Annotated in this window: 26 protein-coding genes and 1 other RNA gene; 16 read left to right on the top strand and 11 right to left on the bottom strand. The window is 63.9% G+C overall.

What is annotated here, in order from left to right; translation table 11 throughout:
- Positions 1-67: 67 nt before the first annotated feature.
- Both DKT70_RS01845 and DKT70_RS01840 read right to left on the bottom strand, forming a co-directional pair.
- Positions 68-952 carry a dihydrodipicolinate synthase family protein gene (locus DKT70_RS01845; protein WP_111557541.1) on the bottom strand — a complete coding sequence of 295 codons (885 nt, stop codon included), beginning with the start codon at positions 950-952 and terminating at the stop codon, positions 68-70.
- Between the two features lie 25 nt (positions 953-977).
- Complete coding sequence (locus DKT70_RS01840; RefSeq protein WP_111557540.1) at positions 978-1460, bottom strand: SspB family protein; 483 nt, start codon at positions 1458-1460, stop codon at positions 978-980.
- A gap of 233 nt (positions 1461-1693) precedes the next feature.
- Here DKT70_RS01840 and DKT70_RS01835 point away from each other — a divergent pair, with 233 nt between their 5' ends.
- From DKT70_RS01835 to DKT70_RS18290, 5 genes are all read left to right on the top strand, one after another.
- Positions 1694-2221, top strand: coding sequence for a hypothetical protein (locus DKT70_RS01835; RefSeq protein ID WP_111557539.1), 528 nt, complete (start codon positions 1694-1696; stop codon positions 2219-2221).
- 134 nt (positions 2222-2355) lie between these two features.
- Entirely contained in the window at positions 2356-2667 is a 312-nt protein-coding gene (locus DKT70_RS01830; RefSeq protein WP_146612585.1) for a hypothetical protein, read from the top strand.
- 429 nt (positions 2668-3096) lie between these two features.
- Positions 3097-3414 (top strand): helix-turn-helix transcriptional regulator, encoded by a 318-nt coding sequence (locus DKT70_RS01825; protein WP_233490383.1) that lies wholly within the window; start codon positions 3097-3099, stop codon positions 3412-3414.
- Positions 3415-3617: 203 nt separating this feature from the next.
- Positions 3618-4472, top strand: a complete 855-nt coding sequence (locus DKT70_RS01820; protein ID WP_158529930.1) for a phage portal protein — start codon at positions 3618-3620, stop codon at positions 4470-4472.
- On the top strand, positions 4378-4740 hold the full coding sequence (locus DKT70_RS18290; protein WP_111557536.1) for a phage portal protein: 363 nt from the start codon (positions 4378-4380) through the stop codon (positions 4738-4740). The genes DKT70_RS01820 and DKT70_RS18290 overlap by 95 nt, the downstream gene beginning before the upstream one ends.
- Positions 4741-4802: 62 nt before the next feature.
- On the opposite strand, the gene ssrA is transcribed toward DKT70_RS18290, so the two are convergent.
- The 5 genes from ssrA to ectA all read right to left on the bottom strand — a co-directional run bounded on the left by ssrA (position 4803) and on the right by ectA (position 8974).
- Positions 4803-5159: a transfer-messenger RNA gene (gene ssrA, locus DKT70_RS01810) on the bottom strand.
- A gap of 87 nt (positions 5160-5246) precedes the next feature.
- Positions 5247-6686: an aspartate kinase gene (locus DKT70_RS01805; protein ID WP_111557535.1), complete on the bottom strand. Its 1440-nt coding sequence runs from the start codon at positions 6684-6686 to the stop codon at positions 5247-5249.
- A gap of 3 nt (positions 6687-6689) precedes the next feature.
- Positions 6690-7082 carry an ectoine synthase gene (locus tag DKT70_RS01800; protein ID WP_111557534.1) on the bottom strand — a complete coding sequence of 131 codons (393 nt, stop codon included), beginning with the start codon at positions 7080-7082 and terminating at the stop codon, positions 6690-6692.
- Between the two features lie 4 nt (positions 7083-7086).
- Entirely contained in the window at positions 7087-8382 is a 1296-nt protein-coding gene (gene ectB / locus DKT70_RS01795) for a diaminobutyrate--2-oxoglutarate transaminase (RefSeq protein ID WP_233490382.1), read from the bottom strand.
- A 55-nt stretch (positions 8383-8437) separates the two neighbouring features.
- Positions 8438-8974 (bottom strand): diaminobutyrate acetyltransferase, encoded by a 537-nt coding sequence (gene ectA / locus DKT70_RS01790; RefSeq protein ID WP_072295163.1) that lies wholly within the window; start codon positions 8972-8974, stop codon positions 8438-8440.
- Between the two features lie 228 nt (positions 8975-9202).
- Between ectA and DKT70_RS01785 the strand changes: the two genes are divergently transcribed.
- Positions 9203-9706 (top strand): MarR family winged helix-turn-helix transcriptional regulator, encoded by a 504-nt coding sequence (locus DKT70_RS01785; RefSeq protein WP_111557885.1) that lies wholly within the window; start codon positions 9203-9205, stop codon positions 9704-9706.
- A 15-nt stretch (positions 9707-9721) separates the two neighbouring features.
- On the opposite strand, the gene gndA is transcribed toward DKT70_RS01785, so the two are convergent.
- The 3 genes from gndA to DKT70_RS01770 form a co-directional block, all read right to left on the bottom strand.
- A complete protein-coding gene (gndA, locus tag DKT70_RS01780; RefSeq protein ID WP_111557533.1) occupies positions 9722-11122 on the bottom strand; it encodes an NADP-dependent phosphogluconate dehydrogenase in 1401 nt (466 codons plus the stop codon).
- 61 nt (positions 11123-11183) lie between these two features.
- Entirely contained in the window at positions 11184-11633 is a 450-nt protein-coding gene (locus DKT70_RS01775) for a PaaI family thioesterase (RefSeq protein ID WP_233490381.1), read from the bottom strand.
- A gap of 164 nt (positions 11634-11797) precedes the next feature.
- A complete protein-coding gene (locus DKT70_RS01770) occupies positions 11798-12343 on the bottom strand; it encodes a biotin transporter BioY (RefSeq protein WP_111557532.1) in 546 nt (181 codons plus the stop codon).
- Positions 12344-12591: 248 nt separating this feature from the next.
- Between DKT70_RS01770 and DKT70_RS01765 the strand changes: the two genes are divergently transcribed.
- From DKT70_RS01765 to rnd, 8 genes are all read left to right on the top strand, one after another.
- Positions 12592-14880 carry a putative monovalent cation/H+ antiporter subunit A gene (locus tag DKT70_RS01765; RefSeq protein WP_111557531.1) on the top strand — a complete coding sequence of 763 codons (2289 nt, stop codon included), beginning with the start codon at positions 12592-12594 and terminating at the stop codon, positions 14878-14880.
- A 1-nt stretch (position 14881) separates the two neighbouring features.
- On the top strand, positions 14882-15301 hold the full coding sequence (locus DKT70_RS01760) for an MnhB domain-containing protein (RefSeq protein WP_111557530.1): 420 nt from the start codon (positions 14882-14884) through the stop codon (positions 15299-15301).
- A 2-nt stretch (positions 15302-15303) separates the two neighbouring features.
- On the top strand, positions 15304-15666 hold the full coding sequence (locus DKT70_RS01755; RefSeq protein ID WP_111557529.1) for a Na+/H+ antiporter subunit C: 363 nt from the start codon (positions 15304-15306) through the stop codon (positions 15664-15666).
- Positions 15663-17162 carry a Na+/H+ antiporter subunit D gene (locus tag DKT70_RS01750; protein ID WP_111557528.1) on the top strand — a complete coding sequence of 500 codons (1500 nt, stop codon included), beginning with the start codon at positions 15663-15665 and terminating at the stop codon, positions 17160-17162. The genes DKT70_RS01755 and DKT70_RS01750 overlap by 4 nt, the downstream gene beginning before the upstream one ends.
- Positions 17159-17635 carry a Na+/H+ antiporter subunit E gene (locus tag DKT70_RS01745; RefSeq protein WP_111557527.1) on the top strand — a complete coding sequence of 159 codons (477 nt, stop codon included), beginning with the start codon at positions 17159-17161 and terminating at the stop codon, positions 17633-17635. The genes DKT70_RS01750 and DKT70_RS01745 overlap by 4 nt, the downstream gene beginning before the upstream one ends.
- A gap of 5 nt (positions 17636-17640) precedes the next feature.
- Positions 17641-17955, top strand: a complete 315-nt coding sequence (locus DKT70_RS01740) for a cation:proton antiporter (RefSeq protein ID WP_111557526.1) — start codon at positions 17641-17643, stop codon at positions 17953-17955.
- Entirely contained in the window at positions 17952-18308 is a 357-nt protein-coding gene (mnhG, locus tag DKT70_RS01735; RefSeq protein ID WP_111557525.1) for a monovalent cation/H(+) antiporter subunit G, read from the top strand. Before DKT70_RS01740 ends, mnhG begins: the two co-directional genes overlap by 4 nt.
- Before the next feature lie 129 nt (positions 18309-18437).
- Positions 18438-19604, top strand: coding sequence for a ribonuclease D (gene rnd / locus DKT70_RS01730; protein WP_111557883.1), 1167 nt, complete (start codon positions 18438-18440; stop codon positions 19602-19604).
- 4 nt (positions 19605-19608) lie between these two features.
- On the opposite strand, the gene DKT70_RS01725 is transcribed toward rnd, so the two are convergent.
- Entirely contained in the window at positions 19609-20355 is a 747-nt protein-coding gene (locus DKT70_RS01725) for a PAS domain-containing protein (RefSeq protein ID WP_233490380.1), read from the bottom strand.
- Between the two features lie 240 nt (positions 20356-20595).
- On the opposite strand from DKT70_RS01725, the gene gmk reads away from it, so the two are divergent.
- Together gmk and DKT70_RS01715 are read left to right on the top strand one after the other, a co-directional pair.
- Positions 20596-21225: a guanylate kinase gene (gene gmk / locus DKT70_RS01720; RefSeq protein WP_111557881.1), complete on the top strand. Its 630-nt coding sequence runs from the start codon at positions 20596-20598 to the stop codon at positions 21223-21225.
- Positions 21225-21746, top strand: coding sequence for a gamma carbonic anhydrase family protein (locus tag DKT70_RS01715; protein WP_111557524.1), 522 nt, complete (start codon positions 21225-21227; stop codon positions 21744-21746). The genes gmk and DKT70_RS01715 overlap by 1 nt, the downstream gene beginning before the upstream one ends.
- The last annotated feature ends 14 nt before the right edge of the window (positions 21747-21760 follow it).

The following is a 21760-nucleotide window of genomic DNA, read 5'->3' as shown; positions in this document are numbered from 1 at the left end:
GTTGTAGCGGCGCCGACCCGGATTCGCAATTGGTATGCAACGGTATGCTAACGCCAACATGGCGTCATCAACCCTCCAGCGCGGTGATGGCGGCCTTGACGCACGGGGTCAGGTCATGGGGCAGCGGCAGCAGTGGGCGCGGGGGCAGGGCGGTCGTCAGGCCCATGATGCGGGCGGCGGCAAAGACGACGTGCAGGCTGCCATGCGCCATGAACAGGTCCCAGAGCGGCTGGAACCTGGCCTGCCATTCGGCGGTCAGCGCCCGATCGCCGGCCATCGCCGCTCGGGCCAGCATCAGCGACTGTTCAGCCCACAACCCCGCTGCGACGCTGAACCAGGCATCCGCGCCCGCCAGCAAGGCGTCGGCGCAGCGCCAGTCGCCGCTGTAACCGATGGCGAAACCCTGCGGCAGGTCGGCGCGCAGCCCTGCGATCTGGCCCGCGCAATCGCCATCCGCAGGCAGGGGCATTTTGACCGCCGTCACCTGCGGCAGGGTCGCCAGACGCGCCAGCAGGGCCGAACTAAAGGTGAAATGCGTGGTTGAGGGGTTGTTGTAGATGCAGATCGGCAGGTCCGACGCCCCCGCGACGGTCTGGAAATGTCCAAAGACCTCGTCCTCGGTCAGGGGTGTATAGGACACGGGCGCCAGCAGCAGTCCCGCCGCGCCCGCATCGGCGGCATGGCGGGCCAGCCGCGCCGACACGTCGCTGCGGAGCGCACCGACGCCCACGATGACCGGCACCTGCGCCGCGTCCAGCGCGATGTCGGCGGCCCGCATCCGCTGATCCGGCGTCAGATAGGCATAGCCGCCGGTCGAACCCAGGATGCCGATGCTGTCCACGCCGGCGCGGTCCAGCCGGTCGATCAGCCCCGCCAGTTCGGATGCGATCGGATTTCCGTCATCATCGGTGGGGGTGATGGGAAAGGCGGACAGTCCATGCATCACGGTCATTGTCCCGGCCCTTTTCCTGATGCGGTCACTTGCGCCAGCGATCAAGGCTGACGACCTCTCCGCCGCCCGAAGGGGGGGTGTCGTCGCCGTCATCCTCGGCGTTCAGGTCGAAATCGGCATCGACCTCGGCATCCTCATCTTCGTCCTCGCCGTCCTGCGTCTCGAAGCGCAGGCCAAATTCGACCGACGGGTCGACGAAGGTGCGCAGCGCATCAAAGGGGATGTGCAGCGGTTCGGGGGAATTGCCGAAGTTCAGCGTGATGGTGAAATGATCGTCCGCCACCGTCAGGTTGTCGAACCAGTTCTGGACGACGATGGTCATCTCCTCGGGATAGCGTTCGCGCAACCAGTCAGCCATCTCGACGCCGTCGTCGCGGGTGTCGAAGGTGATGAAGAAATGATGGTCGCCCGGCAGACCGTCGCGCGCGACCTTGCGCAGCACTTCGGCAATCAGCCCCTGCATCGCGCGATGCATCATTCCACCGTAATCCAATTCAGACCGCGCCATGGTTCAACCTTTCATCTTGCGCGCCAAGCATAGGGATATGGCGGACGATGAAAAGGGGGGCATGTCGGGAAATAAGGGAGAATGAGGTGCAGGATTTTGCCCCAAATGGGCTTCCGCTTTGAACTTAAAGCAGAACCGTTTTCCAGCGAAATGCGCCAAAACCGTGAACGGGGCCAGAACGTCGGCAGCAACTGTAAAACACTTTCCGAGCGCCTTGCGGGCAGGGGGCGCTGATGGGACGCGACCGCAAGAACGAAGAACGGCACGAGCACTGGACGAAGATGCTGCGCAGCACGATGGAGACGCCCGCATGGGCCGCTTGGTCAACGACTGCCCAAGCACTCTACCCGTGGCTGAAGTTCGAGTGGAAGGGACCGAAGGCGAACAACAACGGCAAGATCAGCCTACCCGTGCGCGTGGCTGCCGATCGGCTGGGCTGCAACGCCAAGACAGCGGCGCGGGCCTTCCATGACTTGCAAGCCAAGGGCTTCCTGCTGCTGACCCAGCACGGGCGTATGGGCACCGAAGGCAAGGGGGCGGCACCTACCTATGAGATCACCGAACTGGCGCTGCCTGGGCAGGACGATCACTCGGGCAAGAAGCTCTATCTGCATTGGGAGCAGGGGCACGACTACGCGGTCCGTGCGCACGCGCCCTGCAATCCCACGGGTCGCAACGGGATATTGAGCGACGAGTCAAAAAACATTTTCCCGTCCCCAAAAACGGGACGTGTCGTCCCCATAAACGGGACGAAAAGATGACTACCAGTCCCCAAAACTGGGACGAGCCGTCCCCAAAACTGGGACGAAAACCGCCCGTTTCAGCACCCTACCAGTCCCCAAAATTGGGACATCCTTAACTACCACCCCCTCTAGGCTATGAAAGGCTGACAACTATGACGACTAACCCAACGACGGTGCCCGACTTCACCATCCACAACCTCAACATCATCAATTCAGAGCCGAATAAGATCGGTAATCGTCTGTTGGCTGTGTTTGACCTGTGGATAAGTGGTCTGAAAGTCTGCGGATGCGTGTTGACCGAGAAGAATACCGGCATCGTCACCGCGCATGGCCCGATCGGCAAGACGCATCGCGGCGACAATGTTCGCATTCACCTTGCCGACCCTGCGCTGGGCCGTGCTGTCACTCGCAGGGTGGCGATGGCATATGTCGCGCTGACCGGCTTCGAGGTGGCCGATGAGTAAGCCGAGCAGCGAAAAGCACTGCTCGGCTTACGAGTGGGTTGGTGTTTATTCTTCGCGGTCAAGGAGGTCAGCGATGGCCCGCAAACCTTTAGCGATAGGCTTACGGTTCTCAATGACGATACGGATCAGATTGGCAGAATTGGCTGCGGTAAGCATGGAGAATTCCTTTGCGGATGTGAAGAAGTTGAAGACTGTGCAAAAATTAATGAACGCAATGTTTCTGCGTTCTATGGCGCCGCCGAAGGCATTGCGCTTCAATAAATGCAAGCCAGCAACTCATACACGCGCTTGGCTTACTCGACTCGCTCTTACATCGTTCGCGAGTGCACATCACATGGCGAATTCGATCTGCCGTGTCAAGCACACTTAGTTCGGTTTTTTGCGGCCATCTTTTGCGCTCCACCGGGGGTGGTCCTGAACTTTCGCCCTATGGCGGGGACCGGCGCGGGGAGCAGCGCACAAGATCGGCCCGAATTGGAGATTTTCAACATGCGTGAGAACGACATGAACGATGCGCCCCCTCTCGATCGCTGGCGGCTGGACGCGGTGCTGACGCCGCCCCCGTCTGGCAAGCTGTGGGGTCTGCCCATGATCGCGGATGCCCTGGGCGTGAGCATTGACACGGCACGGCGTTGGGCACGCGATCCGGCTGTGCCGATCCACCGGCCAGTTGGCGCGGGCACCTACTTCGCCTTCCTGTCGGAGCTGCGCGATTGGCAGCGTGGAAAGACCCACGAATTGCCATGATTTTCAAAGTCTTGCTAGCTGACTAACGCCCCCGCGCGCGCGGTAAGGTGGCAGAATGAAAATGCTGTCACTCTTCCGCCGCACCAAGACCGAAGCCAAGAGCCTCGCTTACCCCGATGCCGACCTGATGGCGCTGTTCAGGGGCGACCACGACCGCTTCGGGTGTGGTGGTCGGAGAGGCAACCGCCCTGCATGTTCCCGCTGTGGGTGCTGCGATCCGGGCCATTTCCGAAGCTGCTGCCACGCTCGACATTGGCGTGGTCGAGATCCACGGCGGTATCGCCAAGCCTGCGATCGACCACCCCGTGCATGGCATCCTGACCGGACAGGCGAATGGCTGGACTTCCTCTTTCGATTTCATCCGTGATCTGACCGCTGCGGCACTGGTCCGCGACGAAGGCGGGCTGGCATGGGTGAACCGGCTGAACGGCAAGCCCTTCGAGGTGATCCAGATGGCCCCCGGCGCGATCCAGGCGACCTATGACGCCATGACGCGCGAACCCAGCTACACCATCAACGGCAAGGTCGAGGCTGCGCAGAACGTCATCCACCTGCGCGGCCCGTTCGGCAAGTCGCCCCTGTCGCTGGCCCGCGAGGCGATCGGCACGGCGATGATGCTGGACCGTCACGCATCCAACCTGTTCACCAATGGGGCGCGTCCTGGCGGGGCTTTGAAGTTCCCCAAGACCATGTCCGAAGACTCCGTGAAAAAGGCGCGTGCTGCATGGCGTGCGACCCATGAAGGCGGTGACGGACAGGGCCGAACGGCGATCCTCTACGATGGTGCCGAGTTCGAGGCGTTCGCCTTCACCTCGACCGACGCGCAGTTTCTGGAGAACCGCAAGTTCCAGATCCTCGAAATCGCCCGCGCCTTCCGCGTGCCGCCCTCGATGCTCTTTGAGCTTGACCGGGCAACGTGGAGCAACACCGAACAGATGGGCCGCGAGTTCCTGAGCTACTGCCTTGGAGCCGTGGCTGCGGGCGCTGGAGGGTGCGCTGAACCGGGCGCTGTTCACCGATGCCGAGCGTGGCCGCTTCGCTGTGCGGTTCGATCGTGACGACCTGACCCGTGCCGATCTGGCGACCCGCGCCACGGGCATCAACAGCCTCATTGCCAGCCAGACCATCAACCCGAACGAGGGCCGCGACTGGCTTGGCCTACGCGCCAACGCTGTTATCAGGCTGCGGCAGGACGGAATGAGCGCACTTCAGATCAGCGCAACCATCGCCATGTCGGTGGAAATGGTCGAACGATACAGCCGCCATCACGACCGCAAAGCGGCGGCAAAAGCCGTGCTCAGGGAATACCGTGAACGCAAACTGTAAAACGCTGCAAAACTGGAAACCAGACAATGAGCGAAAACAACGTGTTAAGGAGTGGGGAATGAGGTGCAGGATTCTGTTGCCAGGCTCCTGCGGGCCCCGCCTTACGCTGCTAGGCGCAAGGGCTTAGGTTTCGATCTTTCGGACTGCTTACGCAGCCAGAGCGACCGGAGCACGGTTGTCATTGGCAACTGTACGTTTTGCACCGATAACGGTAGTAGCTCACCGAGACAAAGCATAACCCCTTTAGACGTTCGTCGATCCTGTTTCGGCCCCATTTGCCCCCAATGAAGGGTGTCTTGGTGGAGCCGCCGGGTACCGCCCCCGGGTCCGATCCGCTTATTACGAGCGCGTTTATGTCCATAGTCCGAATTGCTCCGGACAGGACCCATATAGGACGGGGGCGCCTGCGCTGCAAGGGGGCGAAGACCCCGCATCCGGCCCATGTGGCCATGAAAAAGGGGCGACCCTTGTGGATCGCCCCTTTCGGTCCGGTGATGGTGTCGCGGTCAGGCAGCCTTCTGGGCGGGCTGGGCCTGATCTTCGACCAAAGCGCGGTGCAGCGCCTTGATGACACCGGCCAGCGCGTCGCGTTCGACGATGAACTGCACATCGACGGGGCGGGGGCCCTGGGTTGCGCCGATCGCCTCCAGATCGGCCGCTGCCAGCGCGTTCAGACCGCGGCTGAGGACCGCCAGCCCGTCCAGATCACGTCCCACGGCCGAGGCCATGGCCACCGCGCGCGAGGAGACATCGGCCGAGGGGTAGCGCTCGGTCAGGTCCTTCTCGACACGGCGCAGCACCTTGAGGCTGCTGTCGACGTAATGCGTGATCGTGTTGGCGTTCGAAACCTTGCTGACGATGCGCACCTTGTGACGGGTCAGCACTTCGAGGATGAAGGCGTCATAGCCCTTGGCCCCGACCATGTCCTGCTCGAACAGTTCCAGCGCAAAGACATCAAGACCGGTGACGATCTCGACCGCCGGTTCGGTGGCGGGCTGGTCGTCGATCAGCGTGCCGGGGTCATGCGGCTCGAACGCGTTGGTCACGCGCAGCGGAACGCCCGACTGGCGCAGCGTCTTGGCGGCCTTGGGGTGGATCGCCTCCATCCCAAGGTTCGACAGCTGGTCGGCCACGTCGTAATTGGTGCGTCCCAGTTTGCGCACGGCATCCGCGCCAACAAGGTTCGGGTCCGCCGAAGATAGGTGGAATTCCTTGTGGATGATTGCCTCGCGCGCGCCGGTCAGGGCCGCCAGACGCGAGAAGGTCACCTCGGAATAGCCACGGTCGAATTCGCGCATCAGACCTTCGCGGCACTGGGCATAGCCTGTGACGATCGGGATCTCGGAATGCGGATCGACGCCCTGCATCGCACCAAGGATGCGTTCATCCAGGCTGACCTCGCCCTCGTCGCGCCAACCCGACAGGTCGACGAAACGCGCCTGAACGCCGGCTCGCTGGATCATCAGCGTGGTGACAAAGGCGGAATGTGCCTCGCCCAGGCCCGACAGCAATTCGCGGGTCTGCAGCATGTGTTCGGACAGGCGGAAATGGCCATAGGAGCACAGGCGCTGCAGGTCGATCAGGCAGTTGCGTGCGCCGAGGATGCGGTCGCGGACGAAGTCGTCGGCACGTTCCAGATCACCGGGATGTTCCAGAATGCCGCGATGCGCCTCGATCATGGCATCCGAGACACGGTCCAGCGCCTCGAGCCAGCCGTGATCGCCGTCGCCATTGGCGAAGGCCGCATAGACGCCGGGCTTGCCCGACTTCTTGTGCTCCAGCAACAGGTTCGTGATGCCGCCAAAGGCCGAGACCACGAAGATCCGACCGTAAAGGTCGGTCCCCGTGCGGTCCCCGATCAGCAGGGTGTCGCGCAGTTCATGGACCCGCGACATCGACGTGCCACCGATCTTTTCGACGGTGTGAGTGTTGTTCGGGTCTGCCATGACTTACGCCGTTTCTTTGGCAGGAGCATAGCTGCCGTCTTCGCGGTGAACTTCGGTCCCGGTCACGGGCGGGTTGAAGCAGCAGGCCATGACCAGCGTTTCTTCCGCGCGCAGGATGTGCTTGTCGTGCAGGTTCAGCGCATACATCACGCCGGGCGTGATCTCATGCGTTTCGCCGGTGCCCAGATCGGTGATCGAGCCCTTGCCCTGCATGCAGAACACGCTCTCGAAGTGGTGCTTATAGTGGAACTGATGTTCCGACCCCGCGTGCAGCGTCGTGATGTGGAAGGAAAACCCCATCCCGTCATCGGCCAACAGCATGCGGACCGAATTCCACTGTGCGTCCGAAACCGAACGGTCGGTGTCTTTGAGCTTGTTGAAATCGCGTACAATCATGATGTTACTCCGCTGCAATCTTGGTCGTGGAAAGGACGTCGCGGGCTGCATCCAGCAGGATGTCGAAGCCCTTGTTGAAGACCTCGGTGGGCGTGGTCAGCGCGGCCAGCACCTTGACCACCTGATCCTCGTTCCCCGAGGTCTCGATGATCAGGCCGTTTTCAAAGGCGCGTGCACAAATGGCAGCGGCCAGTTCGCCCGTGCCGACATCGACGCCGCGCATCAGGCCGCGGCCCTTCAGGTAGGCGCCGGGAACCAGATCGGCCAGTTCGGTCAGGCGCTTTTCGATCAGCGCGGCTTTTTCGGCCAGCTCTGCCTCGAACGCCTTGTCGGACCAGAATTTCTCGATGGCGACACGTGCGGTCACGAAGGCATGGGTGTTGCCCCGGAAGGTGCCATTGTGTTCGGCAGGCCCAAAGACGTCATGTTCTGGACGAACCAGGACCATCGCCAAGGGCAGGCCAAAGCCTGAGATCGACTTGGCCATCGGCACCAGGTCCGGCACCACGCCCATGTCCTCAAACGAGAAGAACTTGCCGCTGCGGCCACAACCGGCCTGGATGTCATCCAAGATCAGCAGTGCGCCGTGGCGCTTGGCGATATCGGCCAGCTTCTGGACGAATTCGGTCGATGCAGCGTTCAGGCCGCCTTCGCCCTGGATCGTTTCCAGCATGATCGCCGCCGGTGCGTCGATCCCGCCCGAAGCGTCCGACAGCATCTGGTCCAGCAGGGCCGCGCTGTCCACGCCATCGGCGTAGTCGTCATAGGGCATGCGCGTCACGCCGGTCGCATCCATGCCAGCGCCACCGCGATGATAACCGTTGCCGGTCGCAGCCAAGGCACCCATGGTCACGCCATGAAAGCCATTGGTGAAGGCGATGATATTGGTGCGGCCCGTCGATTTGCGGGCGATCTTCATGGCGGCTTCGACGGCATTGGCGCCGGTTGGGCCCATGAACATCACGCGATGATCCATGCCGCGCGGCTTCAGGATGTGCTTTTCGAAGGCACCAAGGAAGTCGGCCTTGGTGGTCGTGTGCAGGTCCAGGCCATGCGCGATGCCGTCATTGGTGATGTGATCCACCAGCGCAGTCTTCATGTCCGGGTCGTTATGACCATAGTTCAGCGACGAACAGCCGGCCAGGAAGTCGATATATTCGGTGCCGTCCTCGGCGCGCATGATTGACCCGCTCGCCGAGGTGAAAACATTTGGAATGCCCCGGCAATAGGATCGCGCTTCGCTTTCGCGGCGGGTGAAGATAGTCTTGTCGGTCTCAGTCGTCATCATGTCGTTGGACATAGGGAATCCTTTCGCATCAGGATGCGTTCTGAATTGCTTAGATGTGTGAATGATTTCAGGCGGCCTTGGCCTGCGCGTCATCCGAGGGCAGGGTGATGGTCACCATATGCTCGGTCGCGTGACGGCCGCCGAAATGCCGGTGGCGCATGAAGTGGGGGTCATCGCTCAGCTTGCCGCCAGCGTGGCGGGCAAAACTGCGGAACAGGCCCCAGGATGCGTCATTGTCCAGCGTGATCGTGGTGTTGATCCGGGTGGCATCCGCGCATTCGTCGCGGTTGATCAGATGCGTCAGCATCTTGCGTCCCAGTCCCAGACCGCGTGCTTTCTTGCCAACTGCAACCTGCCAGACGAAAAGGGCGTCTTCGTTCGGGATCATGTGACCCGAAATCCAGCCAACCACGTCACCGTCGATTTCCGCCAGCACGCATGTGTCGCGGAAATGTTCGGCCTGCACCAGATTGCAATACATCGAATTTTCATCCAGTGGCTTGCAGCTGCGCACCAGCTCCCAGATGGCAGCGCCATCGGTTGCGTCGGGCTTGCGCAGCGTCAACTGCTGGGGGCGTTCAATGTCTTGCACATCTTTGGGCATGGGCGACTAGGTCCTCAGTTGCTTCGGTGATCTAACTAGTAAACTTACCTTCTGGTTGCAAGGGAATCGCAAAAATTTGGGCCTTTTCAGCTAAGTAACTTAGATTTAAAGGCTTATTTCTGCTTTTCGACACGGGTCCGTGATGAAACCCGTTCGTCAAGCGAATTATTTACATGATAAAGAACCCGGCATTGCCCTGCCGACCACCCGAATGGCATGATGGACCCCATGACGCAGCCCGCCCCCTATCCCCGCACGGATGACGCCCTGATCGCGCTGCGGCGCATCCTGAGGGCCACCGAACAATATGAACGTGAACTGGCGCAATCGGCGCGGCTGACACCGGCCAAGCTGCGTGTGCTGCAGATCCTTGCCGCCGCCGAGGGGCAGCGTGCGACGCCCACGGCGCTTGCGGGCCGCATGGGCGTCAGCCAGGCCACCGTGACGGCGCTGGTCGATCAGCTGAACAAGCTGGGCCTGACATCGCGGGAACGGTCCGTGACCGACCGGCGGCAATTGCACGTGATCCTGACCGAAGGGGGCGCGCAGGCGCTGCAGGATGCCCCAGACGCGCTGCAGCAGCATTTCGTCAAGGGCTTTCAAAGCATGCAGGACTGGGAACAATCGATGCTGGTCGCGGCATTGGAACGCGTCGCGGCAATGCTGAACGCGCAGGGCATCGATGCCTCGCCCGTGCTGACATTAGGCGAGATCAGCCGCCCGCGCGGCTGATCCCCTTATCGTCGATCAGGCGTCGCTGCCCCAAGGGCCGTGGGTGTCCTGAACACCGTCCAGGCGTTCGAACCCGTGGGCGCCGAAGAAGTCGCGCTGTGCCTGCAGCATGTTGGCCGTGCCGCGCGCCGTGCGCATCATGTCGAACCACATCAGCCCCGAAGCCAGCGCCGGCAAGGCATGTCCGGCGGCAATCCCCTGGGACACGACCTGGCGCAGGGCGGGGACACCCTGTTCGATCAGGTCGGCAAAGAACGGCGCCAGGATCAGGTTGCGGTCGGGGTTCTCGCCCAAGGCATCCGCCATGTCGTTCAGCATTGAGGACCGGATGATGCAGCCCGCGCGCCAGACCTTGGCGATCTCGGGCAGGTTCAGGGTCCAGCCGAAGCGCTCGGATGCCCCCGAGATCATCGTGAAGCCCTGCGCATAGCACATGATCTTGCCGACGATCAGCGCCTGTTCCAGCGCCTTCGGGTCCATGTCGCAGGGCTGTGGGGCGGCGCCGAAGCGGTCCTGACCGGCCTTGCGTTCGTCCAGCCGGGCCGAGACGTTGCGCGCCATGACGGCAGCCTCGATCACGGGGATGGGGGCGGACAGATGCTGCGCCTCGATCGCGGTCCAGCGGCCGGTGCCCTTCTGGCCTGCGCGGTCCAAGATGACGTCGGGCATCGCCTTGCCGGTGTGCTTGTCGGCAGCGGCGGTGACCTTGGCCGAGATCTCGATCAGATAGCTGGACAGCACGCCCTCGTTCCAGCCTGCGAAGACGTCCGAGATGGCGCCCGCATCCATGCCCATGCCGTCGCGCATCAGACCATAGACCTCGGCGATCATCTGCATGTCGGCATATTCGATGCCGTTATGGACCATCTTGACGAAATGGCCCGCACCCGCGTCGCCCATGCGGGCCGCGCAGGCTTCGCCATCATCGGCCTTGGCTGCGATCGCGTTCATCACGTTCGACACGCGGTCCCAATCGGCCGCATCGCCGCCGCCCATGATGGCCGGACCGTGACGCGCGCCCTCTTCACCGCCCGAAACGCCCATGCCCAGGAAGTGAAAGGGCAGGCCCGCGTCGATGCGGCGGTTCGTGTCGTGGAAATCGGCATTGCCCGCATCGATCACCAGGTCGTCGGCATCCAGCAGCGGGGTCAGCGCCTCCAGCTGGGCATCGACTGCGGGACCGGCAGGCACCATCAGGATGATCGCGCGGGGGGGCGTGATGGCGGCCACGAAATCGGCCAGGCTCTCGGTCGGGATGACGCTGTCGGCCAGATCGCCGGCGGTCGCGTGAAACTTGCGCGTCACCTCGGTCGTGCGGTTCCAGACGGCGATGGGAAAGCCCTTTTCGGCGATGTTCAGCGCCAGTGCCGCCCCCATGGTTCCCAATCCGATCAACCCGATATTAGCCTGTGCCATCTATCCACCCTTCGCGGTTCACATCAATGTCGACGCTGTCTACGCCAAGCGCGGGGTGGTGTCACGAGGGGCCGCCCGCGGGCAGGCAGATCAGCGTCTGAAGCCCCGTGGCCACATGGGTCCGCGCGTCGCCCTGATGGGCATGCACGTCCAGCTGACAGATGGTCAGCGTTCGCCCGGACTTGACCACGCGTCCCACCGCCAGCAGCCAGTCGCCCCTGGCCGGTGCCAGCAGGTTCAGCTTGAATTCCGTGGTCAGGACGGTGCTGCCTTCGGGAAACTGCGTATATCCGGCAAAGCCGCCCGCCGTATCGGCCAAGGCCGAGGTCGCGCCCGCGTGGAAAAAGCCGTGATGCTGGGTCAGTTCCGGCCGGAAGGGCAGGCGCAGCGTCACTTCTCCGTGGCGGATGCAGGCGATCTCGACGCCCAGATGCCGCATCAGGCCTTGGGCGGCAAAGCTCTCCTCGACCCGGCGGATGATGTCGGAATGCAGCGGTTCATGGTCGGACATGTCGGCGGGCCTTTGTCTGGGAACAGGTACGCCCAATCTGCACGGCGCCCCCGTGTCGCGATACCCCGTGCGAACCCGCCATGCGCCGGATGACGCAGGGTCGGAATGGAAAACGGGGCCCATGATGGCCCCGTTCGCGGTCTTCGCTGTCAGTTGTCTGGGCCTCAGCCGCGCAAGCGCTGGCCCGCCTGCAGCACCATCGTGCCCAGCACGATCTTGACCATGTCGCCCAGAATGAAGGGGGCGACGCCCACCGCCAGCAGCCGGTCCGAAGGCACGAAGCCCGACAGCCAGATAAGGCCGGGCACATAGATGGCGACCGTGCCCGCGATCAGCGCCAGAGCCTGCATGCCCATGCCGCGGCCGCGCGCCAGCGCACCGGTCACGACCATGGCCAGCGCCATGCCGATCAGAAAGCCGGTGGTCGGACCCGCCAGATAGGCCAGCCCCAGCCCGCGTTCGGGCGATCCGGCAAAGACCGGCAGCCCCGCGATGCCCGCCGCCATATAGGCCCCCATCGCCGCCAGGCCAAGGCGCGGGCCAAGCCCTGCCGCGATGACCAGCACCGCCAGCGTCTGAAGGGTCATCGGAACCGGCCAGAAGGGGACCTGCACCTTGGCACCCAGGGCGATCAGCGCCGCCGCCGCCAGGGTCAGGCCGATCTGCATGGCCGGGTTCCGGGTGTCGATAAGCGTCTTGGCGTGCTGCATGGGATATCCTTTTCCTGTCTGTCGAATCGCGATGGACGGGCCATCTCGCTTGCGCGCCATACTGAAACCAAGCCTGCCCTGCGGCAAGACCGGCCCTGCCGGCATCGGCGCATTTCATCCCCGACCCCGCCCGCCGGCATGTCATTTTCGTGACTTGTGCGACGATTAGCGCCCGCGGGCGTCTGTTTTCCCCCCGGAAAGGGTGCTAGACCCTGCGCCAAACGCATGCCGCGACAGAGGTTCGAGACATGGCTGACGACTATATCAAGGTGCCACGCTTCATGGGCGGGCCTGCCGGGTGGATATCGATCCTGTTTCCGGCGGCACTCTTCATCTATTTCGTAGGTCTGCTGCCGCAGATCGCCCAGGCTCCGGTCATGCGGGGCATCGACTGGGTGCCGTCGCTGGGTATCCGGCTGTCGGTGATTCTGGACGGTCTCAGCATGACCTTCGCGCTGCTGATCACCGGGATCGGGACGGCGGTGACGCTGTATTCGTCACGCTATCTGGGTGATCACCCGCATTACCCGCGCTTTGTCAGCTATCTGCTGATCTTCATGGTGGGGATGCTGGGCCTTGTGCTGGCCGACAACCTGATCTCGGTCTTCGTCTTCTGGGAGGTCACGACGATCTCCTCCTATCTGCTGATCGGGTTCAATGCCGACAAGGCGGCGTCGCGGCGTTCGGCGCTGCAGGCGCTGCTGGTCACCGGGGCAGGGGGGCTGATCCTGCTGGCGGGCATCATCGTTCTGGGCAATATCGCCGGCAGCTATGAGCTGTCGGAAATCCTGCCACAGGGCGACATGATCCGCGCCCATCCCTGGTATCTGGCGATCCTGCTGATGTTCCTGGCGGGCGCCTTTACCAAATCGGCGCAGGTGCCGTTCCATTTCTGGCTGCCCAATGCCATGGCCGCGCCGACGCCAGTTTCGGCCTATCTGCACAGCGCGACCATGGTGAAGGCGGGCGTCTTCCTGATGGCGCGGATGAACCCCGCGCTGGGCGGCACCGACGTCTGGTTCTGGGTGCTGACCATCTTTGGCGGCGTGACGGCGGTCTTCGCCTCGGTCATGGCGCTGCGCCAGACCGACATCAAGCAGGTGCTGGCCTATACCACGCTGATGGCGCTGGGCACGCTGACCATGTTCATCGGCGCGGGCACGCATTACGCGATCTCGGCGGCGATGCTGTTCCTGGTGGTTCATTCGCTCTACAAGGCGGCGCTGTTCCTGATGATCGGCATCGTGGACCATTCGACCGGCACGCGCGATGCGACGGTGCTGCGGGGTCTGGGCCGCGCGATGCCGCTGACCGCGCTGGCGGCGGCGCTGGCCGCGCTCAGCATGGCGGGCATCCCGCCGCTGATCGGGTTCGTCGGCAAGGAATATATGTACAAGGCCAGCCTGGGCCTGGATCAGGGCATGATCTGGGTGACGGCGATGACCTTCGCCGCCAGCGCGCTGATGTTCGTAGCGGGTGGGATCGTGGCGCTGAAGCCCTTCCGCGGGCAGTTGGCCGACACGCCCCACAAGGCGCATGAAGGCCCATGGCAGATGCTGGCGGGACCCCTGGTCCTGGGCGCGCTGTCGCTGACCTTCGGCCTGATGCCGGACCTGCTGGGCCAGTACATCGTCGGCCCCGCGGCCCGCGCCGTCTATGGCCCGCACGAGGATCTGCAGCTGCATCTGTGGGGCGGCTTCAACCTGGCGCTGTACCTGTCGCTGGCGACCTTCGCGGCGGGCGTGCTGATCTATCTGGTCCATGTGCCGTTCCGCAACGCGCTGACCCGCTTCGAAACCCGCAATCCGATCGATTTCGACGCAGGGTGGGACCGGTTGCTGGACGGGTTCAAGGCCTTTGCCGCATGGCAGACCGGCCTGATCCAGACCGGCAGCCTGCAGCGCTATATGTCGGTGATCTTCCTGTCCTTCATCGTGCTGGTGGGGGGTACCTATCTGGCCAAGGGCGCCTTCGACGGCAATTTCGACCTGGCGCAGGCCGAGGCGCATCCCGTTCAATGGACGGTGCTGGCGCTGATCGCCGTGGGTTCGGTCCTGGTGGTCTGGACGCACAGCCGGATGACGGCCGTCGCCGGGATGGGCGTGGTGGGCATCGGCGTGTCGCTGATCTTCATCATCTTCGCCGCCCCCGACGTGGCCATCACCCAGCTGCTGGTCGAGGTTCTGGTCGTCGTGCTGGTCAGCCTTGTCATGCTGCGCCTGCCTTACCTGCCGCGCCGCTCGTCCAAGTCCTTCCGCACCGGCCATGCCGTCATCGCGGGCGGTGTGGGGTTGGTGACCACCTTCCTGATGATCTCGGTCCTGGGCAGCGATTTCGATCCGCGCCTGACCGCCTTCTTCGAGGAAGCGTCCTATCCCGAGGCCCATGGCCGCAACATCGTCAACGTGATCCTGGTCGATTTCCGCGCGCTGGACACCTTCGGCGAAATCACCGTGGTGACGATGGCGGCCATCGCCGCCTATGCGCTGCTGCGCGGCACCCGCAAGGCCGTTCCGCAAGACGAGAGGGAGACCTGAGATGCAGTCGCTGATCCTGACCACGACCACGCGCCTGCTGGTCGCCCTGCTGCTTGTCTTTTCGGTCTATGCGCTGCTGCGCGGTCACAACCTGCCCGGCGGCGGCTTCATCGGCGGGCTGATCGGGGCGACGGCCTTCATTCTCTATGCCCTCGCCGCGTCGGTCGAGGATGCCGCGCGCGCCCTGAAGGTCGATCCCGCCAACATCGCCATGCTGGGCGTCGGCGTCGCTGGCCTTGCCGGCCTGTCGGCGGGCCTTGCCGGCCAGCCTTTCTTTACCGGCCAGTGGTTCTTCCTTTTCGCCGAGGATGGCGGAAAGGGGATCCCCCTATCCTCGGTGCTTGTCTTCGACATCGGCGTCTACATGGCCGTCTTCGGGGGCATCCTGACCCTGGTCTTCGCCCTGGAAAGGGAGATCTGATCATGGAACTGCTGCTTGCCATCACCGTCGGCATCGTCGTGGCCACATCCATCTATCTGATGCTGGACCGCAACGTGCTGCGCTTTCTGTTCGGGCTGGTCCTGCTGTCGAACGCAGTCAACCTGGTGATCTTTGCCGCCGGTCGCCTGACCGCGGGCGCGCCCCCCCTGATCGCGGACGGCGCCTATGCTCCCGATGGGCCGGTCGCCAACGCCCTGCCGCAGGCGCTGGTCCTGACGGCCATCGTCATCGGCTTCGGCCTTCTGGCCTTCACGCTGGCGCTGGTCTATCGCACCTACAAGACCCTTGGCACCGTCAACAGCGACGAAATGCGCCTGGCCGAGCCCGAGGAAACCCATCAATGAGCTGGCTTCTTGTCTATCCGATCATCATTCCCATGATGACCGCCGTCGCCTCCTATCTGTTCCGCCGTTCGCCTGCCGGGCGCTGGATCTCGCTTGCGGGAACGGCGCTGCTGCTGCTGGCCAGCGGGCTGTTGATGGCCAACGTGCTGCCCCAGGGCGTGATCTCGGCGCAGATGTCGAACTGGCGGGCGCCCTTCGGGATCACACTGGTCGCCGATTACCTCAGCGCGGTCATGGTCGTCATCACCGCCATCACCGGCCTCGCCACTGTGGTCTACTCCTTCGCCGAAATCCCCCGGCGGTTGGAGGAACTGGGCTTTCACGCCCTGCTGCAGGTGTTGCTGGTCGGGGTCTGCGGCGCCTTCCTGACGGGCGATCTCTTCAACCTTTATGTCTGGTTCGAGGTGATGCTGATCTCCAGCTTCGGTCTGCTGGTTCTGGGCGGGTCGCGCGAACAGCTGGATGGCGGCATCAAGTATGTCACGCTGAACCTGATCTCGACCATCATGTTCCTGACGGGGATCGGCCTGCTTTACGGCATCACCGGCACGCTGAACATGGCCGACCTGCACCTGGCCGTGCGCGAGGTGGAAAACACCGGCCTGCTGACCACCATCGCCGTGATGTTCATGGTGGCCTTCGGGGTCAAGGCGGCGATGTTCCCACTGTTCTTCTGGCTACCCGCATCCTATCACACGCCGCCCGTCGCGGTGTCGGCGATCTTTGCGGGCCTGCTGACCAAGGTGGGTGTCTATGCGCTGATCCGCGCCTTCACGCTGATCTTCGATCAGGATGTGGGCTTTACCCACACGATCCTGCTGTGGCTGTCGGTCATTACCATGGTGACGGGCGTCCTTGGCGCGGCCGCCATGAATGATTTCCGCCGCATCCTGTCCTTCCACATCATCAGCCAGATCGGCTACATGATCCTGGGTCTGGCGATCTATACGCCGCTTGGCCTGATGGGGGCGGTCTTCTATCTGGTGCACCACATCATCGTGAAGGCGAACCTGTTCTTCGTGGCCGGTGTGGCCAAGCGCATTGCCGGCTCGACCGAGCTGTCGCGCATCGGCGGGCTTTACGCCCATGCGCCGCTGCTGGCCTTCCTGTTCCTGATCCCCGCATTCTCGCTGGCGGGCTTTCCGCCGCTGTCGGGCTTCTGGGCCAAGTTCATCGTCGTCAAGGCGGCGCTGGACCTGGATATGTGGGTCGTCGGCGGCCTGGGGCTGGCGGTCGGTCTGCTGACGATCTTCTCGATGACCAAGATCTGGGGGGCAGCCTTCTGGCCTGACCATCCCGACGGAATCCAGCCGCGCCTGTCGGACATCCCGGTCGGCCATCGGCTGGCGCTGATGCTGCCCATCGCGGCGCTGGCCGCGATGACCTGCGTCATCGGCGTCTTCCCCGAGCCTTTCGTCCAGTTCGCAGAAACCGCCGCCGGTCAGCTTCTTGACCCCAGCGACTATATCGAGACCGTTTTGGGGGTGCAGCCGTGAACCTCTTTGCCATCAACATGTTCCTGGCTTTTGCCTGGGTTGCGCTGACCGGGGGCGTGACCCTGTCGGGCCTGATCACCGGTTTCGTGATCGGCCTCGGCGCGATGTGGCTGGTCCGGCCGCTGTTCCCGTCGTCGCGCGGTTATTTCAGGCGGCTCTATTACTGGGCGCGGCTGGTCGTGATGTTCGTCTATGAACTGGTCGTCAGCTCGTTTTCCGTGGTCAGCGATGTCTTCACCCCCGGCCAGAACAGCAAGCCCGCGCTGATCGCCATCCCCCTGAACGTGACCACCGACCTGCAGATCACCATGCTGGCCAATTTCATCTCGCTGACGCCGGGCACGCTGAGCCTTGATGTTTCCGATGATCGCAAGACGCTCTATATTCATGCGATGTTCGGCGACGATCCCGAGGCAATCCGCGCACAGATCCGCGACCATTTCGAGGTCTGGGTCCGCGAGGCAACGGAGTGAGCATCATGAGCCTTCTTGACGACGTCATCCTGCTGGGCTTTGCCCTGGTCATCCTGGGTGTGATCCTGGCTGCGTTCCGGCTGATCAAGGGTCCGACTCTGGCCGACCGGATCGTGGCGCTGGACCTGATGACCATCCAGCTGGTCGCCTTTGGCGGTCTTGCCGCCCTGCAGGCGGGCAGCGCGGCGTTTCTGGACGTGGCCGTCGTGCTGGCGCTGGTGGGCTTTCTGGCCACCGTCTGCCTGGCGCGCTATCTGGAGCGGCGCATCACGCTGAAATCCATCGACCTGCAAAAGGCCAAGGAAAGGGATCAAGCATGATCATGGACCTGATCATCGCGGCGCTGACAGTCGGGGGCGGCTTCTTCTGTCTTGGCGCGGGCCTTGGCGTCTTGCGCCTGCCGGATCTTTTGAACCGGATGCATGCCTCGACCAAGGCGGGCACGCTTGGGGTGGGGATGATCCTGCTGGCCGTGGGCCTGTCATTCGATGAAGCGACTGTTTTCGCCCGTGCCATGGCGGCCTTCCTGTTCGTGCTGCTGACAGCCCCGGTCGCGGCGCATCTGATCGGGCGCGCCGCCTTCCGCACGGGTGTTCCCATGGCGCCCGGCACCGCCTGCGAACCGGGCGTCGCCGAGGCCCTGCGTTCCCGCCCCGCCGACGCCGAGGAGTGAAGCGCGCGTGACGATCACGCGACGAACGGGCACGCGACGAACGGGGGTTTCCAAATTGTCGGGCCGGGCGTAAATCTGGCGGAAAGGCGGACGAACCGCCGCATCTGAAAGAGCCGTATGAGCCAGGACATTCCCACGATCACCCGCACCGAAGAGCTTGCGCGCTTCTGCGAGACTGCCAAATCCGCCCCCTATGTCACCGTCGACACCGAGTTCCTGCGCGAGCGGACCTATTGGTCCAAGCTGTGCCTGATCCAGTTGGCCGTCCCGCCCGCAGGCGGCCCCAAGGCCGAGGGCGGCGAAGCCGTGCTGGTCGATCCGCTGGCCGACGGTCTGTCGCTGGAGCCGCTTTACGATCTGTTCCGTCACCAGGATACGGTCAAGGTGTTCCATGCCGCGCGTCAGGACCTGGAGATCTTCTTCCACGACGCGCAGATTTTTCCGACGCCGCTGTTCGACACGCAGGTCGCGGCCATGGTCTGCGGCTTTGGCGAACAGGTCGGTTACGAGACGCTGGTGCGCAAGATCGCCCGCGCCAATCTGGACAAGTCGTCGCGGTTTACCGACTGGTCGCTGCGCCCCTTGTCGGATGCGCAAAAGGCCTATGCGCTGGCCGACGTGACCCATCTGCGCGTGATCTATGAATATCTGGCGGCGGAACTGGCCAAGACCGGGCGCGATGCCTGGGTCGCCGAGGAAGTGGCGGTCTTGGAAAACCCCGAGACCTATATCACCCGCCCCGAGGAAGCCTGGCTGAAGGTGCGCACCCGCACCAACTCTCCGCGCTTTCTGGCGATCCTGCGCGAGCTTGCCAAGTTCCGCGAGGCCTATGCCCAGTCCCGCGACATCCCGCGAAGCCGCGTCTACAAGGATGACGCCATGATCGAGGTGGCCTCGACCAAGCCGCAATCCGAAGGCGATCTGGGCAAGTCGCGCCTGCTGCTGCGCGAGGCCCGCAAGGGCGACATCGCCGCAGGCATCATCGCCGCCGTCAAGGCCGGGTTGGAAAGCAAGGACCTGCCCCAGCCCAAGGGCGAGGAACCGGGCAAGCCGGGCAATGCCGCGCTGTCGGACCTGCTGCGGGTGCTGCTGAAGGCCAAGGCCGATGCAGCGGGTGTTGCACCCAAGCTGATCGCCTCCTCGGCCGATCTGGACGCGATCGCCACCGGCGAACGCGACCTGCCGGCGTTGAAGGGCTGGCGGGCCACCGTCTTTGGCGATGACGCGCTGCGGCTTGCGGCGGGTGAGATTGCGCTCTCGGCCCAGAACGGGGCTGTCAAGGTCGTTCCGGCCTGAAGGCTCAGCCCCGGTCGTCGTCAGGCGCCCGGGGCGTGATCACCCTGAACATGGCGCGGCGTTCCTCGGGGGTGCTGGCGGATGGCGGCGCGGGCCGGGCAGGGGCGAACCCCTTGCGTTCCTCGGCAAATCCCATGACCGAGGGCGAGGGGGCAAGCGTCGCGCCCCCGTCGATCACCGGCAAAACCGCATCCTCGACCAGATCGAAGCGCCGGGGTGCCACGCCGGTATCGCCCGTGGCGATCAGGCAGCCAAGCGCCCGCGTCACGTCCCCCAGATCCGATCGCAGCGGCAACAGCATCATCTGCGCCCGCAATTCGGGGCGCGCATATTCCGATTTCGCGGCCAGCGTCAGATGCGCGATCTGCGGCGCCTTGAAGACGCTTTCCAGAACATCGGAAAAGCGCCCGCGCGAACTGGTGTTCAGAAATGCGCAGATCGGCATGCCGCGCACCTCCATGCCCATCAGGTCGATCAGATGACGCCCGGCCAGACGCAGGCGGCCCGCGCCCGGCGCGATCCGTTCCAGGATGAAGGCGTAATCCAGCGCCCGTGCGATGCCGCGCGGGTCCACATCCGTGCGGGCGGGAACCGCGCGACCCATGCGCAGGCTGTCCCAATATTGCCGCATCTCGCGCAGGATGCGTTCGGGATTGCATGTTTCGTAATCCTGCAAATGCAGGACGCGGCCCGCATCCAGCGGCCTGACATTGCCCGCGGGCATGTTCGTCGTGTCGTCGCGATCGGGCACCGAAGACCTCTGACCAGGTTGCCGGGCACTGCCTGTGCCGCCCGGTTTGCGTCATATGATTACCTGCAAGCAGGCAATTCGCACAGTCCTTTCATGAACGGATGGTTAAGCCCGTTTGTTGCAGATGTTTAAAATGCCCCGTAAGCGCAGCGGGCGGGCCTGGGGGTTGACCGATGCCCGCGCTTTGGGCCATGCCCTTGCCAAAGCGCCAAGACATGAACGAAGGACCCCCCGAAGATGATGAACCGCACGGGCCTGATGATCATCCTGTCCTCGCCCTCGGGGGCGGGAAAATCGACGCTGGCGCGGCGGTTGATGGATTGGGACCCGACGCTCAGCTTTTCGGTCTCGGCCACCACGCGCCCCCCGCGCGAAGGCGAGATCGACGGGGTGCATTACTTTTTCACCTCGCGTCAGCAGTTCCGCACCCTGGTCGAAACCGACCAGATGCTGGAACATGCCGAGGTCTTCGGAAATTTCTATGGCAGCCCGCGCGGTCCGGTCGAAAAGGCCATGAATGACGGCCGCGACACGTTGTTCGATGTCGATTGGCAGGGCGGCCAACAGATCCGCGCCTCGGCGCTTGGCGGGCATGTGGTGTCGATCTTCGTGCTGCCGCCTTCGCTTCCGGAACTGGAACGGCGCCTGCGCAGCCGCGGCCAGGACAGCGAGGAGGTCATTGCGGGCCGCATGTTGAAAAGCCGGGACGAGATCAGCCATTGGGCCGAATACGATTACGTGTTGGTCAATGACGACCTGGACCGGACGGAAACGCATCTGCGCGCCATCCTGACCGCCGAACGCTTGCGCCGCGACCGCCAGGCGGGCCTTGGCGGTTTCGTCAAGAAACTGATGGCCGAGGACCTGTGATGAACTGGACGCTGGACGACATCGCGCCGCGCATCGCGGCATCCGCTTGGGCCGCCCCCGATGCGCAGATCATCGGCAACGTGGTGCTGGACGACGCGGCCTCGGTCTGGTTCGCGGCCGTGCTGCGCGGCGACAACGAGGAGATCCGCGTCGGTTCCGGCAGCAATGTGCAGGACCTGTGCTGCCTGCATACCGATCCCGGCCACCCGCTGGTCATCGGGCGCGACTGCACCATCGGCCACCGCGCCATGCTGCATGGCTGCACCATCGGGGACGGGGCGCTGATCGGCATGGGGGCGACCGTCCTGAACGGTGCCGTCATCGGCGCGGGCGCGCTGATCGGGGCAGGCGCGCTGATCGCCGAGGGCAAGGAGATCCCGGCGGGCGCGCTGGTCATGGGCGCGCCGGGCAAGGTGATCCGGATGCTGGACCCGGATGCCATCGCGGCGCTGCGGGCTTCGGCGGCGCGTTACCAAGCCAATGCGGCGCGGTTCCGCGACGGGCTGCGGGCGGCCGACTGATGTGTGCGTGGCGG

The sequence above is a fragment of the Paracoccus sediminilitoris genome, assembly GCF_003259195.1.
Classification (GTDB): domain Bacteria; phylum Pseudomonadota; class Alphaproteobacteria; order Rhodobacterales; family Rhodobacteraceae; genus Paracoccus; species Paracoccus sediminilitoris.
The sequence above is the reverse complement of the archived record's forward strand: the minus strand, read 5'-3'. Positions and strand labels throughout refer to the sequence as shown.